Origin of the sequence: Bacillus paramycoides, from assembly GCF_001884235.1 — a bacterium.
Taxonomy (GTDB): Bacteria; Bacillota; Bacilli; order Bacillales; family Bacillaceae_G; genus Bacillus_A; species Bacillus_A paramycoides.
The window spans coordinates 29,306-45,906 of record NZ_MAOI01000031.1; the positions used below are offsets into that span (position 1 = coordinate 29,306).

Below are 16,601 nucleotides of genomic sequence, written 5' to 3' on the forward strand. Positions count from 1 at the left end.
CACATCCTCATTTAGAGGCTACGAACCGCCCACTAGAACGGTAACATGTAGTAGAGAACCTCTCTACTACACTAATAATCTACTCATAACGAAGTGCTTCAATTGGATCTAATTTCGCAGCTTTGTTTGCTGGAATTAATCCGAAAATAATGCCGAGTGTCATAGAGAACAGTACGCCCCCAACGACAACTTCCCATGAAACGAGCGGTGGCCATTTCGCAAATGTGGAAACAATATATGCCCCGCCATATCCAAGACCAATCCCAATCAAACCACCTAGAAGCGTTAACATAACTGCTTCAATTAAAAACTGTAATAAAATTTTACTACGCGTTGCTCCAAGCGCTTTACGTATCCCAATTTCACGTGTACGCTCCGTTACAGATACGAGCATAATGTTCATTACACCAATACCGCCAACGACTAGTGAAATACCAGCGATACCGCCAATGATCATCGTCATAATGTTAGTAACTTTAGAAACTCCTTCTTGGAATTCTTTTAAGTTTACCAGTTCATATTTACCTGGAATGTCACTTGGCTTACGACTATTTAATACATCAATAGCTTTTTTTCCTGCTGATTCTAAATTGTCTACATTTTTAGCTTGAACTGCGATACTTTGAATTTCATCTGTTCCGTATAAAACAGGCCATAAAGTGAGAGGAATCAATATTTCTTCAGTCTCAAATCCCATAAATTCATTATCTGATTTATAGACGCCGATAATTTGCACCGGCTGTCCTTTCATTTCAATAATTTTTCCTACTGGATTTTCATCCTTAAATAACGTCTCTTCTGCCTTCGTACTAATCATAACAACGTTATTCCCTTGCGAAATATCTGATTCATTTAATGAGCGCCCTTTGACCATTTTCACTTTATTTACTTGAAAATACTCACTATCAAGTCCAATAACATTAATCATTGATTTTTTATCGTTTATATCAAGTGTTTCCATCGTATTATTCGTCGTAATAACATGGGAAACATCTTTTACCTGTTTTACCTCAAGAATATCTTCTTCTGTTAATTTTGGTACTTGATGTCCACCCATCGCAAACTCATCATTAATATCTGGTTTAAACTGAATCGGCATTAGGTTATTACCCGAACCAGCAATCTTTGACTTCAGCATCGCTTCTCCGCCCTGTCCAATCGCAACGACAGTAATAATAGAACCTACACCAATAATAATTCCAAGCATCGTAAGAGCTGAGCGCAGTTTATGAGCTAGAATAGAAGATAAAGCTATTTTTATACTATCTAGTAAACTCATACCGCACACCTTCTATCTTCTGTAATTTTCCCATCTCGCAGTACAATACGGCGAGATGAATAAGCGGCTACTTCCTCTTCATGCGTAACCATAACAATCGTCGTACCTTCTGCATTGAGCTTCGTGAAAATATTCATAACTTGCTCACCAGACTTCGTATCAAGCGCACCTGTCGGCTCATCGGCCATAATAAACGTTGGATTATTTGCAATCGATCTCGCGATAGCTACACGCTGCTTCTGTCCACCTGATAACTCACTTGGTAAATGGTGAACCCTATCCGCTAAACCAACTTTTCCAAGCGCTTCAAGAGCTCTTTGACGACGCTCTGCTTTCTTCACTCCACCATAGATGAGCGGGAGTTCAACGTTTTCCACTGCGGAAAGACGCGGTAATAAATTAAAGTGCTGGAATACGAATCCGATGTATTCATTACGAATTAAAGCTAGTTTTGACTCGTCTGCTGTTAAGATATTCACATCATTCAACATATATTCACCTTCTGTTGGACGATCCAAACAACCGATAATATTCATAAGCGTTGATTTACCAGAACCAGACGGTCCCATAATAGAAACAAACTCACCACTTTGAATCGTTAAACTAATACCATGTAAAATCGGCACTGCCAATTTCCCTTGATAATACGTTTTAGAAATATTATTTAACGTAATCATTTCTCTTTCACTTCCATTCCGTCATACACGTTGTCGGAAGGATTTTTAACCACCTTTTGCCCCACTGTTGCGCCTTCAACAATCTCTGTCCAGTCTCCATCAGTAGAACCTTTTTTCACATTTTGTTTACGAAGCTTTCCTTTCTCTTCGATATAAACAAATGCATCTTCGCCTTTTTCTACAATGCTCTTACTTGGCACAGCAATCATCGTCTTATTCTCTAAATTTACTTGTAAAGAAACGTGATAACCTGGAGATAAACCATCCTGACTATCCAGACTTGCTTTATATGTATATTGAGACATATTTTGAGCCGCTTCACCTAGACCAGCCGATTGAGCCATCTCTGCACTTGTTGGGAATTCGCTTACTTCTGTAATCTTACCTGTCCACTTCTTCTTATTATTTGCTTTCGCCGTTACAGTAAACGTTTGATCCTTTTGAATTTGTGACTTCTGAAGTTCTGTTAATGTCCCTTGAACTTGGAACGGATCTTTAGAAGCAACTTGTAAGAATGCCTTCCCTTGACCACCTAACGCTTGAGATGAACTTTGCGCCGCATCTTTGTCTAACTTTTGAACAACACCAGAAAAATTACTATAAATCGTAAGCTCGTTCTGCTTTTTATTTAACTCTTCTTTCTGCAACTTTCCTTTCTCTTTCTCAAGGTCAGTTGTTTTTTGTGTCATCTCTAACTCACTTACTTGCTCATCCATCGGGTCTGTTACTTCTTTCCCAGCTCCGCTATCTTTCGCCTTCTTAATTTCTTTCTTCAACGAATCAATCTTCTTTTTCCCTTGATCATAACGCATATCTGCCATCTTCTGATCAAGCTCAGCTTGCTTCATTTGAAGATTAATTTCTTCATTATCATAAGAGAATAATTTCGTTCCCTTCTCTACCTCTTGTCCTTCTTTCACCGCAATATCTTTCACTTTTCCTTTAGTCGGATCCGCATAGAAACTTTCGATATTCCCAGGCTTCACCTGACCAGAAATTAACTTCGTATTATTAAGCTTACGCTCTGTCACTTTCTCAAAACTTACAGCATCATTCGTCGCCGTACCTTTCTTCTTACCTTGCATCACAAAAATATTAACCGCTGCTACAATAACAATTAGTGCAATAACCCCGATAATAATCCATTTCTTCTTCTTGTTTGGAGTACGAACCGTATTTGGTAACATATTCTCTCTCCTTTTATAACTTAATAGTTTAATAGATATTCGAATTGTATAAAACTTTCTGAAAACAAAATGAATATTATTACATTCTTTTTACAAAGTTTTACACATTCATTTATATTGTAACAAAAATTCCAATGATTAGAAATATGACATCCTATCTTTTAAGATAGTTTTAAGGAAATATTATATTATATAGAAAAAGCCATCCAAAATGATAATTGGATAGCTTTCCTAATAAACAATTACGCTACTTTAGAACCTTTTCTCTCATGTCCCATTTGAACAATCAGTAAGAATATTGTTGATAATACACCACCTGCTAACAGTAACATGAAGCAACCATCCCAGCCAGAACGATCAACAATAATACCAATTGCTGCGTTTGCTACGAAGCTTCCTCCAACATAACCAAACAGACCACACATACCAACTGTTGTACCTACTGCAAATTTCGGTACTAATTCCATCGCACTTAAACCAATTAAAAATTGTGGTACGTAAATTAAACAGCCGATAATAGAAACTGCAATACTGACAACAAAAATATTAGTTGCTTGCCAATATACAAGCGTTCCAATAACAACTCCAGCCATACTAATAACACATAGTGGCATACGTTTTCCTTTGAATAATTTATCGCTTAAAAAGCCGACAATTAAAGAACTCGGAATTGCCGCTGCCTCAAATATTGAATACGCTGCATGCGCTTCTGTTTTTGTAAACCCTTTAACTGTTGTTAAATAAATTGGTACCCAGTTAATAACACCGAAACGAATTAAGTAAACAAATGCGTTTGCAATACATAAGAACCAAACAAATTTATTTTTCACTACATATTTCATTAAAATTTCTTTTGATGACATCTTATTAGCATTATCTGCTTTTTCAAGATTTTCATAGTCATTACGATATTCATCAATTGGAGGAAGACCTTCAGATTCTGGTGTATCCTTCGCATTGATCCAAACAAGAACTGAAATTACCATTGCGATAATCGCCGGGAAAATAAATACGCCGCCTTGCCAATGGCTTTCACCAAAAATACCTACACCTATTCCAATAAACGGTGGAACAAGTAATCCACCAACGTTATGTGAAATATTCCAAATACCAGTTTTAGTTCCACGCTCTTTCTTTGAGAACCATTTTGTCATAACAATACTACAAGGTGGTGCTCCCATACCTTGTACAATACCGTTTAGAACAAGTAATGTTAAAATCATCCCAAAGGAAGATGCAAAACCGAAACAAATATTAACAAGCCCAGATAAAAATAAACCTACTGCAATAAATCGTTGAGCAAAAGCCTTATCCGATAAATTTCCCATAAAGAATTTACTTAGCCCATAAACAACAGCCATTACTGCGCCTAATAACCCGATTTGTGTAGTACTAAATCCATACTCATCTACTAAATACGTAGTAGATAAATTAAAATTACTACGAACTAAATAATAAGCAGCATATCCAACTGAGATTCCGATTAACACACGAATACGTAGTAATCGATATACTTGGTCGATCATATTCGCTGGCAATCTCTCAATTGCAGGTGCTGGCTTAAGCCATTTAAACATATTCTTTCGTCTCCTTTTCTCACTTCTGAGAGAGACGTTGTCTATTCCATATCTCGATTATTCCACTATTTGATATATTTTGGTTTGTCCTTCTAACTGGCTGACCTTCTATTTCTTTCTCATTCTTCGCAAACATCGTTGGTACGCCAAACGAAACTTTTTCTAAAATGTGCCCCGCGTCTTCTGATAAACAATAATCAATAAATAAATCCGCAATAATACCACTCGGTGCACGTTTTAGCTTCGAAATCGCATTAACAGACAAACCTGTTTGCTCAGGTACGATACTTACAATTGGAAAGCCTTGTTTTTGAAGCATTCTCTGATCTCCCATGAAATTGACGCCTATCATATATTCACCGCTCGCAACAAGTTCCGCCGGCATGTAACCATTCACCGTTACTTCACCAACTTGCCCTGCAAGATTCTTTACATACGCTTTTGCCTCTTCTTCACCTAAAGTATCAATAAGTGATTGAAACAACGTATATGCTGTACCTGAAACATTTGGATCTGGCATTACAATCTTACCCGTATACACAGGATCTAATAAATCTTGCCACCTTGATGGATACGGAAGACCGAGCGGCGCTATTTCTTCATTCCACCGCTCTTTATTAATCGCAATTGCCAGTTTCTCCACTTCATAACCGTACCAATAGCCGTCTTTATCTTTAACAGCTTTTGAAATACGATTCGCATGTTGGCTCATCACAGGAATAGAAAGATTTTTTTGCTTCATCATTTGATGTGCATCTACTGTACCACCAATAATAATATCCGCTTTCGGGTTTCCAGCTTCTTCTTCCACTCTCCGAAGAAGTTCTTCTGTCGAAAGACGAATAAATTCATACGTACATCCACGCGGTTTACAAAATGACGAAAGCAAAGCTTCACCAACTTCTTCACGAGCAGCTACATACGCAACAAGATGACGATCATTCAAAATAGGGAGACCACTTTTATTATATTTAATAGAGGCTGTATCTCGAGAGCAACTAGACATCGCTCCTCCGATTATTAGCAAAAAGAAGAAAAAGGCTATCTTTCTCATGACACATTCTCCTTTACAAATAACTCTGCTAGGGAGCCTTTCATATACATGACATTCCCGTTATTATCACCCAGGTATTGCACAACAAAGTACGATGGATACACAGAAATAGTTAGAATATCCTCCCGCTCATTCTTTACACGTTTGCCTGTTTTATAAGCAGTAATATAAGCGATTGGCTCATTCTGTGACTGTAATAATTTCTGAATTTCTCCGTAATCCGTAATTTGCTTTGCATACCGAATAGAGTCAAGTATGTACGTAAGATTTATAGTACGTACTACATCACCTTGGCGTACTATGACATCCTTTGCTGACGCAAAAAAATCACTAATACGTTCTGGTGTATAATACAGACTTAACAAATACGTTTGCAATGCTGAGATCATCGGATCCGTGCCATTCTTCCCGTATACGTTCGCCTCATACTGGAACAAGTCACCTACTGCAAAAGTACGTTTATGTCCATTCAAGTACGTTACTTCTCCAGTAAATACTTGTTCTTGACTCTTCGCTTCTCTCGGCTCTATTCGAATTCGGTCAAAGAATGAAACAATCGTATGCAACCGAACTTCATCAGTTACAACAATTTCTCCCCACCTACTATGCCTTACTTTCACTTCAGTTGGAAGGGACTCATTCACTCTTTGTAAAACGGCTTGTTTGTCATCCACAATTGTGATTCGGTTATATATTTGCTTCTCAATAACATAAAACAAAATAAGAGAAACAATAATACAAAAGACAAACATAAGAATTTGAAATGATAGCCTTTTCATTTCTGCCTACCTCCAAGATAAAAAAACGTTGTTTCGAAAATACCGCATAATTGTTTCATAAATGTATCATTTAACCGCTTTCAAGTTTTTTATGTCTTCCATCCGTCTCGGAAGCAAAAATGTAATAAATATTGTAGTTCCCATTTCTTCACTACTCTCAATTCGCATACTTCCGCCCTGTTTATTTATAATCTCCTGACAAATATATAGGCCGTAGCCATTCCCGTAACTAGAAGGAAGCACCTTACCTCCTGGAAACTCGTCCCACTCTGCAAGCACACCTTCATCTATACCAATACCATCATCATGAACAAAAACTTTCGCTTCCTGCTCATTTACAATTACATTCATACGAATTTGCGTAGCATCACTATATTTAATCGCATTATCAAGCACATTCAAGAAAATTTGCTTCGTCTTATCAAAATCCGCAACGACATGTACATCTGTTAACTCATTCATAACTTCAATTTCAAACTGCTGCAGGCGAGGTTTCACAATAGAAATTGCTTCTTCTGCCAGCTCCTTAATATTCACAACTGTAGGTGACACTTCAAACGTACTCGTCCCATACTTCGAAGATTTAAGCAACTCCTCTACAAGTGATAATAAACGCTCACTTTCTACAGCCACATAACGGAGACTCTCCTGAACATCTTCCTTTGATTGTAACCTCGGAATTAAATCTACATAACCGATAATCGCTGTTAGCGGTGTTTTCAGCTCATGCGTAATGCGGTCTAAGAAATCTTTCTGTTTCTCTTTCTCGTCCTTCAGTTGCTTAATATGTAGTTCAATTCCATCAGCCATCGCATTAAAAGATGCTGAAAGCTGTGCAATTTCCACATACTCATTCAGCTCAATCTTACTTTCATAATCTCCATTCGCAAGCCGATGCGCCATTTGCCTTAACTGATCAATTGGTTTATGAAGAGACTTCGCCAAACGAATCGCAAAGAAAATACCAGCAGCTACTAAACAAAGAGACGTTATTAAAAACGTCCAACTCACATTTGTTAAAACTTCCTTCTCATCCGTTAACTCATTTATAAAACGAATACTCCCAATGACATCGTTTCCATAATAAACCGGACTTGAAAACAAAAGAATTGGAGCTGGGTCTCCCTCCTCGAAAACATAAGATTTCTTTCCCTTCAAAGAACTCTCAATATCGATATTTCGATGAAGTAATGCTCCTTTTTGTGTATCCGCAACAACATCTCCATTCTTCCCAATCATCTGCACACGGATATCCATTCGCTTCGCTAAATACGAAGCAATTAAAAGCGAATTAGGACCTAGTGTCTCCACTTCTGCTTCTTTCTCTAAATAATTCATCGTATAAATTTGCGCTTCTACACTTAACTTTTCTAAGGAATCCGCCGCATTATGATACACATTCTTCTCCAGTGCAATATAAACAACTGCATACAAAAGAACAAGAATTGGAATCAACAATCCAACTATTCCAAACACCATATTTCGTTTTAAAGACATATCATCACCACTTAACAATCCAGCTTATAGCCAACGCCATAAATCGTCTTAATATACTCCCCACTATTACCTAGTTTCTTTCGAAGCCTTTGCACCATAATATCAACCGCTCTCGTATTTCCGATATACTCAAACCCCCATACTTTCTCAAGTAGCTCATCTCTCATAAACACACGCTGCGGATTCGAAACAAACAACTGACATAAATTAAACTCCCGGTACGTTAACTGAATTTCTTGCCCTTCGACATGTACCTTTCTCTCCTTAGGACAAATCACTAACTCACCTGCACGAATTACTTCGTGACTTACAGTTGTCTCCTCCTTCTTCACACGCCTGCTCATATTCTTCACACGAAGAATAAGCTCAGCATAATTAAAAGGCTTCGTCACATAATCATCAGCTCCAAGCTGAAGACCAAGCAATTTATCATTCATCTGACTCTTCGCTGTTAACATCAGCACCGGAATATCACGATCCTTCTCCCGGAATAAACGCAATAACTCATACCCATCCGTATCAGGAAGCATCACATCTAAAATAAGTACATCTGGCTGCTCATTCCATCTCTCTACAGCTTCTCTCCCGTCAGCTGCCGTCAATACTTCATATCCTTCCATCTCTAACTGCATCCGAATCAAATTACGAATACTCGATTCATCATCAACTACAAGTATTTTCATCATTCTCCTCCTTCCATCCTGTATTATAGTACAGTTTAGTATAGCAAAAATAAGACGAAAAAAGAGAGGGTATTGTCGAACATATTTTGTCGACGATACCCTCTCTCTTTCACTTATTATTTAGCCACAAAATAATCCGTTACATATTGTGCCCAAACCTCATGTCCTTTAGCACTTGGGAAACCAAATTCTTCTTTTAAGTATGGTAAAATAGCCTTTGTTGTTGCATCTGGCCACGCTCCCCAATGATCAACATATGTATAACCATTTTGCGTCGCAAATTGCTTTAATGCTTCAATCGATTTCGGATAATTCTTCGCACCATACACTGGGTTTGGTGGTTGGATCATAATTGTAGCGCCTTTTGCACTAGTAGAAAGTGCTTGAACGAACTTCTGTGTACTCGCAACAGAGTTACCATTACCAGTTTTACCATTATCAGTAATAAATGGTGGTTCAAATAAAATCACATCTGGGTTGTCTTTCGCAATCTCTTTATCACGCTTATTTGCGATTAACTCTTCCGTACTTTCACCCTTATATTCCTTTACTGTCACATTCCATAAACCTTTACCGTAAGCAGTTTCTAAATTAGCTGTTAACTTAGCTGCCCAAGCATCTTTTTCAGATGAAGAAGCCTCATCACCAACAATAACAAGATTTACCGCCTTCTTCTCCTCAGCAGCTTTCTTCAACGTCTCTTTCACTTTATCGGGTAAATTCTTCGCATATGCTTCATTAAAAGATGACTTCGCTTCTTGTTTTTTCTCTTCTTTCTTCGCTCCGCTATCTTTCACTTCAGCCTTCGTTTTCGTTACTTCACTCGTTTGCCCCGTTGCATTTGCAACTTTCTTATTCCAGTACAATTTACCGCTCACAATCGAAGCGACAAACACTGCAAAAATAACAAGGACAAGTACTGCTTTCTTATTCATCGATTCACCTCATCTATTAATCTCACAACATATAATACTAATATAAATCCATGCAAAAATAAACCCAACTCCTTCCAAAGGAGTTGGGTTATTACATATTACTTAGTCAATTCAAGCTGTGCTCTTAACTTATTCGTTAAATCTTGTTTTGCTGCATCTGGAACATAGTAGTACCAAATGCCATCCGCGGCTTTGTGGCCGTCACCAGGAATTTGGATATCCTCACTGTTCTGCAGACAATTTTTATAATTCTTTTGCATATCAAACATTTGATCTTGCGTTAAGTTTGTTTTCACATTCTTTTGAATTGCTGTAAGTACATCTCCATAACTTGCTAGAGAAGAGAAGCTTGCACCTTTCTTAATAACAGCTTGCATCACTTGACGTTGACGCATTTGACGACCGAAGTCACCGCGTGGGTCTTCTTTACGCATGCGTGTGAATGCTAGAGCCTCATCACCATTCAAATGAATATTTCCTTTAGCAAAATGATGACCGTTTGCAGTAAATTCTAAGTCATTATTTACATCTACCCCACCAACTGCATCAACAATATCTTTAAAACCTTCCATATTTACTTCAATATAATAGTTAATAGGAACATTTAAGAACTTTTCTACAGTTGCGACAGACATATCTACGCCACCAAATGCATAAGCATGGTTGATTTTATCACTTTTCCCTTTTCCAACGATTTCTGTATATGTATCACGAGGGATACTTACAGTCTTCATTGAGTTATTTTTAGGATTTAAAGTAATAACCATTAAAGAATCTGAACGCCCTTTATCTTCACCACGTTCATCCGCTCCTAGTAATAGGATTGAAATCGGTTCTGATTTACTAATTTTTGCTGTTTCTACACCATTAGAGTCTTTATCACGCTTTAACGGCTTATGAACTTCATCTAATGTTTTTGAAACTTTGGAATATACATTATAGGCATATACTCCCCCACCTATAATCATTACCCCTATAACGCCTAGTATCCATAATAGGATCTTTTTTTTCATTCCTTTAGCCCTCTTTCAATTTATATACTAATTATTCATTTATGTTTATAGTATCATAAGAATTCTAATATAAGTCGAAATAAAAATTAATTCATATGTATCAACATTTATATCCTATCTTGTACTAAAACTCTCCAACTATTATAAGTAAAATCAACAAGCAAACTTATAAAAAGTCTTCTATATTCTAGCATTTAAAGTTTAAATTGTTTATACCCATTTTATAAATTTAAATTCTTATTTAGAAATATAATATCCCTTCTATTTGAGGCTAGAATAAGATAATAATCGTATTATGACAAACCCCTAGCTAATTATTATAATGAGTATTGCTTCTTGAAGTAATTTTGATACTCACCACTAATAATTTGTTCCCACCACTTGGTATTATCTAAATACCATTGAATCGTTTGAGCAATTCCCGTTTCAAATGTGTAAGTTGGTTTCCAACCTAATTTCTCTAGCTTTGTTGGATCAATTGCATAACGCTTATCGTGACCTAATCGATCTTGAACAAACTCAATTAATTCTTCAGTTTTGCCAAGCGTACTAATGATTGTTTTAACTACCTCTAAATTTGTACGTTCATTATGTCCACCGACATTGTAGACTTCTCCATTTACACCCTCATGCATAACTAGATCAATTGCAGCACAATGATCAATAACGTGTAACCAGTCACGAATATTTTTACCGTCTCCATATACAGGAACTTTTTCATCATTTAATACACGTGAAATTGTTAATGGAATTAGTTTTTCTGGGAAATGGAAAGGTCCATAATTATTTGAACAACGTGTAATATTGATTGGTAAGTCAAATGTTTCATGATAAGCTCTAACTAATAAATCTGAAGAAGCTTTACTTGCACTATATGGACTATTTGGTTGTAAAGGGGTTTCTTCTGTAAAGAATGTTGTTGGATCAAAATCTAATTCGCCGTATACTTCGTCTGTCGATACGTGAACAAATTTAGTTATACCATATGCCTTTGCTGCATCTAATAACACTTGTGTTCCTAATACATTTGTACTAATAAATACTTCAGGTTCAGCAATAGAACGATCAACATGACTTTCTGCCGCAAAATGTACAACGTAATCGAATTTTTCTTGTTCAAATAGTTGGTTGACCGCTTGACGGTCTACAATATCAACCTTAGCAAATGAATAATTTTCTTTCGCTTCAATATCCTTATGCTTTGTTAAATCTCCCGCATATGTCAATACATCTAGATTTACAATATGGTAATCAGGATATTTATTTACCATATACTGTACAAAGTTTCCCCCGATAAATCCTGCTCCACCTGTTACTAATACTTTCTTTTTCTCCATTTTACTTCACCTCTTGCTGTAATTGCGTAATATAGTGTTTTACCGCTTCTTGCCAAGTTGGTAATGGTTTAAATCCATTATCAATTAATTTTTGTTTAGACATACGTGAATTTTTTGGACGTACTGCACGAGTAGGATATTCTTCTGTAGTAATACTATTTACTTTCACATCTTGTCCTGCGATTTCAAAGATTTCTTGCGCAAACTCAGCCCAACTACAGAAACCTTCATTTGTGGCATGATATGTACCATATTTCTCCGTTACGACCATATCAACTAACAAACGAGCTAAATCATACGTATAAGTTGGTGAACCTATTTGATCTCCTACAACATTCAATTCATCACGTGTTTCACCTAAACGAAGCATTGTTTTAATGAAGTTATTTCCATTAATACCGAATACCCATGAAATACGCACAATAAAATTGTTATCTATTAGACTTCTAACTACTTTTTCTCCCTCATACTTTGTTAAACCGTAGTATCCAACCGGATTCGGCGTATCAGTTTCTACGAATGCATGAGTTCCTTCTCCATCAAATACATAATCTGTACTAATATACACAAATTTGGCATTTAATTTTTTTGCTGCTGTAGCAAGGTATTTTGTACCTTCTACATTAACATTCCAGCAAAGCTCTTTATCATCTTCAGATTTATCAACAGCCGTATATGCTGCGCAATGAATAATTGCATCTGGTTTTACATTATCTACAAATTCATAAACCGCAGCTTCGTTTGTAATGTCTAAATCTTCTATTCCAATACCTTGCATTTCTAGTCCTTGCTTCTCTCCACGTTTTACTACGTCATATCCAAGCTGACCATTATAACCGGTTACTAAAACTTTCATTTTTTTACTCCCCGTATACAAAGTTATTTTCTGCTTCTTTTAATGAAGGTGCTTTTTCGTCTTTTTCAGATAGCACCGGTTGAACCTCCATTGGCCACTCAACGCCAACTTCAGGATCGTTCCAAACAATACCACGATCACATTCAGGAGCATACAATTCATCAACTTTATACTGAACCTCAACATCATCTGTTAATGTCATAAATCCATGTGCGAATCCTTTTGGAATTAATAATTGTTTTTTATTTTCAGCACTTAGTTCAATGCCAAACCATTGACCATACGTAGGGCTTCCCTTGCGAATATCGACTGCTACGTCAAATATAGATCCACGTGTACAACGCACAAGCTTAGTTTGTGCTTTAGAATTTAATTGATAGTGTAAACCACGAAGTGTTCCTTTTGTTGCAGAAAACGATTGATTATCTTGTACAAATTTTAAATCAATCCCCGCTTCTTTCATTGCTTTGTCGCTATACGTTTCCATAAACCAACCACGATGATCGCCAAATACTTTTGGTTCAATTACTTTTACGCCTAGCAGGTTTGTGTCTATAACTTTCATTATGCTCACTCCAGATTAATATTTAATGCTACCGTTTGCTACCTTTAATAAATATTGACCATAGCCATTTTTAGAGCACTGATCACCTGATTTAATTAGAGTTTCTTTGTTAATCCAGCCATTAATATATCCAATCTCTTCAAGAGCTGCAATTTTAATTCCTTGATGGTCCTCAACTGTTTTTACAAAGTTTGTTGCATCTACTAGACTCTTATGAGTTCCCGTATCTAACCATGTATAACCACGTCCTAATAGCTCAACCTCTAATTCACCACTATTTAAATACGCCTCATTTATAGATGTAATTTCCAACTCTCCTCTAACCGATGGTTTTACATTTTTTGCAATTTCAACTACGCGATTATCATAGAAATATAATCCAGTAATTGCGTAGTTAGATTTTGGTTCCTGAGGCTTTTCCTCTACACTTAGTACTTTTCCATTCCCATCAAACTCAACTACCCCAAAACGCTCTGGATCGTTTACATGATATCCGAAAACTGTAGCGCCTTTTTCCTTATTCGCCGCACGTTGTAGCATTTTACGAAGCCCGCTACCATAATAAATATTGTCTCCTAATACCATAGCAACAGAATCATTACCAATAAACTCTTCACCAATAATAAATGCTTGTGCTAAACCGTCAGGGCTCGGTTGTACCTTATATTGAAGAGAAATACCGAATTGAGAACCATCACCTAATAACGCTTCAAAACGTGGTGTGTCTTCCGGTGTTGAAATAATTAAAATCTCACGAATCCCTGCTAACATTAATGTTGATAATGGATAGTAAATCATTGGTTTATCATAAATAGGAAGTAATTGTTTACTTGTAACCATTGTGAGTGGATATAAACGTGTACCACTTCCTCCTGCTAAAATTATGCCTTTCATTTTTTTCCCCCCATATTTATCTTTACTTAGAAGAGACTTTTCCGATTAGTCTCAATGAATGCTTTAAATCATATTTATTAAAATATATAAACACTAAATACGCAGTTAGATATATGAATAAGCTCAAAATACCTTCCAGATACCAAGAAGACATCATAAAAGCTACCATTAATAAAATTTCACCGATAAGGTTTTTCATAATTGATAAATTTAATTTAGAAGATAAATATAACTCAGCAAGTACACATCTAGCTATTACTACAACCACCAAAGAAACTATCACAAGATTTAGATTATCCGAAATAACGACTGCAATACTACAAACTAATAAACTGCACAGTAGCGCAATTATATTTATTTTGAGTAATATACCTTCTTTTCTGAGGACCTTTAAATATGTAGATACAAGCATTTGCATCTTTCCATCAAATACACATATAGGAAATAGGATCGCTAGATATTTCAGACTCCTAGAATATTCAGGTAACCATGCAGTTAAAATATATTGAATTGGGATATAAAAAATTAAAAATCCACAAAGTAATGTTATAAGTATAGTTCTTATTAAACTATACGTTTCTGATAGCCTATCTTCTCCCACTCTTCTAAGTGCCGGGAATAAAACAATACTCACCGCATTTATAAATAATAAAATCATGCTAACTATTGACAAAGATAAAGAGAACTCTCCAAATGCATTAATTCCCCATCTATAATCAACAACAAATCTACCAACACCAATTATTAACATACTCGCTATATTTGCAAACATAAGTTTCATCCCAACTGAAACATTACTTATCATTTCTGAAATTGCAATTTTCCAAGAGGAAATCTGTCCAACAATTAATTCTTTTCCTATAACAATACAAAAAATTAGCCCGCATATACGTGATACTAGATCAGCCAGGACAAAGTATTCGAAATTCCCCTTCCTCATTACCAATAAAATTAAGACAATTATAAGGAATGTAAATTTTTCAACGACCACTGACAATGCGTATTCTTTAATCTTATTAGTACTTTGAAAGACAAACCAAAAAAAGGCGGATGTACCAGTAAAAAACATACACATAGAAGTAATTATTAAAACAATTAGTCTATTATCATCTACAACAAATATATTTGAAAAAATGATAATTAAAATCGCTAAAATAACTTGAGATACTACTAGTATCCAAAATTGCGAACGAAATAAAGGTTTATCAAGGTGTTCAAATTTCTTTCCACCATATCTTAAATATATTCCATCATTTAATCCAAATTGAAAAAATCCCACATAGCTACTATAAAATAAAAATAGTTGCCAGTAGGAAAACTCCTCAATTCCAAGTATTTTCGGAATCCATAAAGCTTTAATAAGACTTATAGTAAGAGCTATTCCTTGTGCAATAAAGGTATATGAAATATTTCTAAGGCTGCCCTTTACAAAACTACTATTACTTGGCATTAGATTGTTCTCCATTCAATACATCCACAATTTCCTCAATTACTTTCAAATTTATCCGTTTAGAGGAAATATTAACAAATTCATTAATGTTTTTTTCATTAACCTTTTTGTAATCAACTTTCAATAACAGCTGATTAATGACCTCATCACTAAAACGATATTTAATTACTTTTGCTGGGTTTCCTCCTACAATCGCATATGGAGGGATATTTTTTGTCACTACACTTCCTGCGGCAATCACAGCCCCTTGACCAATATGTACTCCAGATAGTATTAAAGATCTACTTCCAATCCATACATCATCGTCGATTATAACAGGGCCTTTACTCCATGCAATATCTTCCTGACCTATATTCAATCTTGTTTTAAAAGGGAATGTGGATATTTTATCCATTTCGTGATTCCCTCCTAATTGAATAATTACATCATTAGCAATTGAAACAAAGTTTCCTATGTATAATTCTTCCTTTAGGTTATTCCAAGTCATTACATGCAGCGGACCGTAGGAGTATTCTCCAACCTTTTTCACCACATTTAAATTGAAAATCCTTGTTGGTATAAGGTTTGTAACAAAACGTTTTTTAAATTTCCTCCTAAAAATATTTAGCTTAAATTCATTTTTAAGCGCTCTTAACATTTTCACTCCTCCTATACAGGTTTCTTTTAATATTTTGGAGTTATATATATATTTCAAAATTAATAGATCTTCAAAATATTAAAATTTAAATAACCTACTCTATCATAATCCCTATAATATTGTACATTAAATAATAATAAGGAAAGTGTATTAACAATTAATGAATAAAAACAAATTGTTA

General features: G+C 35.7%; 16 protein-coding genes. All 16 read right to left on the minus strand.

Annotated features, from left to right (window positions below):
* Positions 1-79 precede the first annotated feature (79 nt).
* Entirely contained in the window at positions 80-1,279 is a 1,200-nt protein-coding gene (locus BAU28_RS05055; RefSeq protein WP_071717914.1) for an ABC transporter permease, read from the minus strand.
* The gene (locus BAU28_RS05060; RefSeq protein WP_071717915.1) at positions 1,276-1,956 is read right to left on the minus strand and encodes an ABC transporter ATP-binding protein; all 681 of its coding nucleotides are present in this window, start codon (positions 1,954-1,956) and stop codon (positions 1,276-1,278) included. Before BAU28_RS05060 ends, BAU28_RS05055 begins: the two co-directional genes overlap by 4 nt.
* A complete protein-coding gene (locus BAU28_RS05065; RefSeq protein ID WP_071717916.1) occupies positions 1,953-3,143 on the minus strand; it encodes an efflux RND transporter periplasmic adaptor subunit in 1,191 nt (396 codons plus the stop codon). Before BAU28_RS05065 ends, BAU28_RS05060 begins: the two co-directional genes overlap by 4 nt.
* A 242-nt stretch (positions 3,144-3,385) precedes the next feature.
* A complete protein-coding gene (gene pgtP, locus BAU28_RS05070) occupies positions 3,386-4,720 on the minus strand; it encodes an MFS transporter (protein ID WP_071717917.1) in 1,335 nt (444 codons plus the stop codon).
* Positions 4,721-4,739: 19 nt separating this feature from the next.
* Positions 4,740-5,774 (minus strand): ABC transporter substrate-binding protein, encoded by a 1,035-nt coding sequence (locus BAU28_RS05075; protein WP_071717918.1) that lies wholly within the window; start codon positions 5,772-5,774, stop codon positions 4,740-4,742.
* Positions 5,771-6,553: a DUF3919 family protein gene (locus BAU28_RS05080; protein ID WP_071717919.1), complete on the minus strand. Its 783-nt coding sequence runs from the start codon at positions 6,551-6,553 to the stop codon at positions 5,771-5,773. The genes BAU28_RS05075 and BAU28_RS05080 overlap by 4 nt, the downstream gene beginning before the upstream one ends.
* 66 nt (positions 6,554-6,619) lie before the next feature.
* A complete protein-coding gene (locus tag BAU28_RS05085; RefSeq protein ID WP_071717920.1) occupies positions 6,620-8,050 on the minus strand; it encodes a HAMP domain-containing sensor histidine kinase in 1,431 nt (476 codons plus the stop codon).
* 11 nt (positions 8,051-8,061) lie between these two features.
* Entirely contained in the window at positions 8,062-8,733 is a 672-nt protein-coding gene (locus tag BAU28_RS05090; protein WP_002174275.1) for a response regulator transcription factor, read from the minus strand.
* Between the two features lie 116 nt (positions 8,734-8,849).
* A complete protein-coding gene (locus tag BAU28_RS05095) occupies positions 8,850-9,668 on the minus strand; it encodes an SGNH/GDSL hydrolase family protein (protein ID WP_071717921.1) in 819 nt (272 codons plus the stop codon).
* A gap of 98 nt (positions 9,669-9,766) precedes the next feature.
* Complete coding sequence (tagU, locus tag BAU28_RS05100; protein ID WP_071717922.1) at positions 9,767-10,681, minus strand: polyisoprenyl-teichoic acid--peptidoglycan teichoic acid transferase TagU; 915 nt, start codon at positions 10,679-10,681, stop codon at positions 9,767-9,769.
* A 317-nt stretch (positions 10,682-10,998) separates the two neighbouring features.
* The gene (gene rfbB / locus BAU28_RS05105; protein ID WP_071717923.1) at positions 10,999-12,018 is read right to left on the minus strand and encodes a dTDP-glucose 4,6-dehydratase; all 1,020 of its coding nucleotides are present in this window, start codon (positions 12,016-12,018) and stop codon (positions 10,999-11,001) included.
* Between the two features lies 1 nt (position 12,019).
* Positions 12,020-12,874, minus strand: a complete 855-nt coding sequence (gene rfbD, locus BAU28_RS05110; RefSeq protein WP_071717924.1) for a dTDP-4-dehydrorhamnose reductase — start codon at positions 12,872-12,874, stop codon at positions 12,020-12,022.
* A gap of 4 nt (positions 12,875-12,878) precedes the next feature.
* Entirely contained in the window at positions 12,879-13,439 is a 561-nt protein-coding gene (gene rfbC / locus BAU28_RS05115) for a dTDP-4-dehydrorhamnose 3,5-epimerase (protein WP_071717925.1), read from the minus strand.
* Positions 13,440-13,454: 15 nt separating this feature from the next.
* Positions 13,455-14,333 (minus strand): glucose-1-phosphate thymidylyltransferase RfbA, encoded by an 879-nt coding sequence (rfbA, locus tag BAU28_RS05120; protein ID WP_071717926.1) that lies wholly within the window; start codon positions 14,331-14,333, stop codon positions 13,455-13,457.
* Positions 14,334-14,355: 22 nt separating this feature from the next.
* Positions 14,356-15,783: an oligosaccharide flippase family protein gene (locus BAU28_RS05125; RefSeq protein WP_071717927.1), complete on the minus strand. Its 1,428-nt coding sequence runs from the start codon at positions 15,781-15,783 to the stop codon at positions 14,356-14,358.
* Positions 15,773-16,420 carry a CatB-related O-acetyltransferase gene (locus tag BAU28_RS05130; protein ID WP_071717928.1) on the minus strand — a complete coding sequence of 216 codons (648 nt, stop codon included), beginning with the start codon at positions 16,418-16,420 and terminating at the stop codon, positions 15,773-15,775. The genes BAU28_RS05125 and BAU28_RS05130 overlap by 11 nt, the downstream gene beginning before the upstream one ends.
* Between the last annotated feature and the right edge of the window lie 181 nt (positions 16,421-16,601).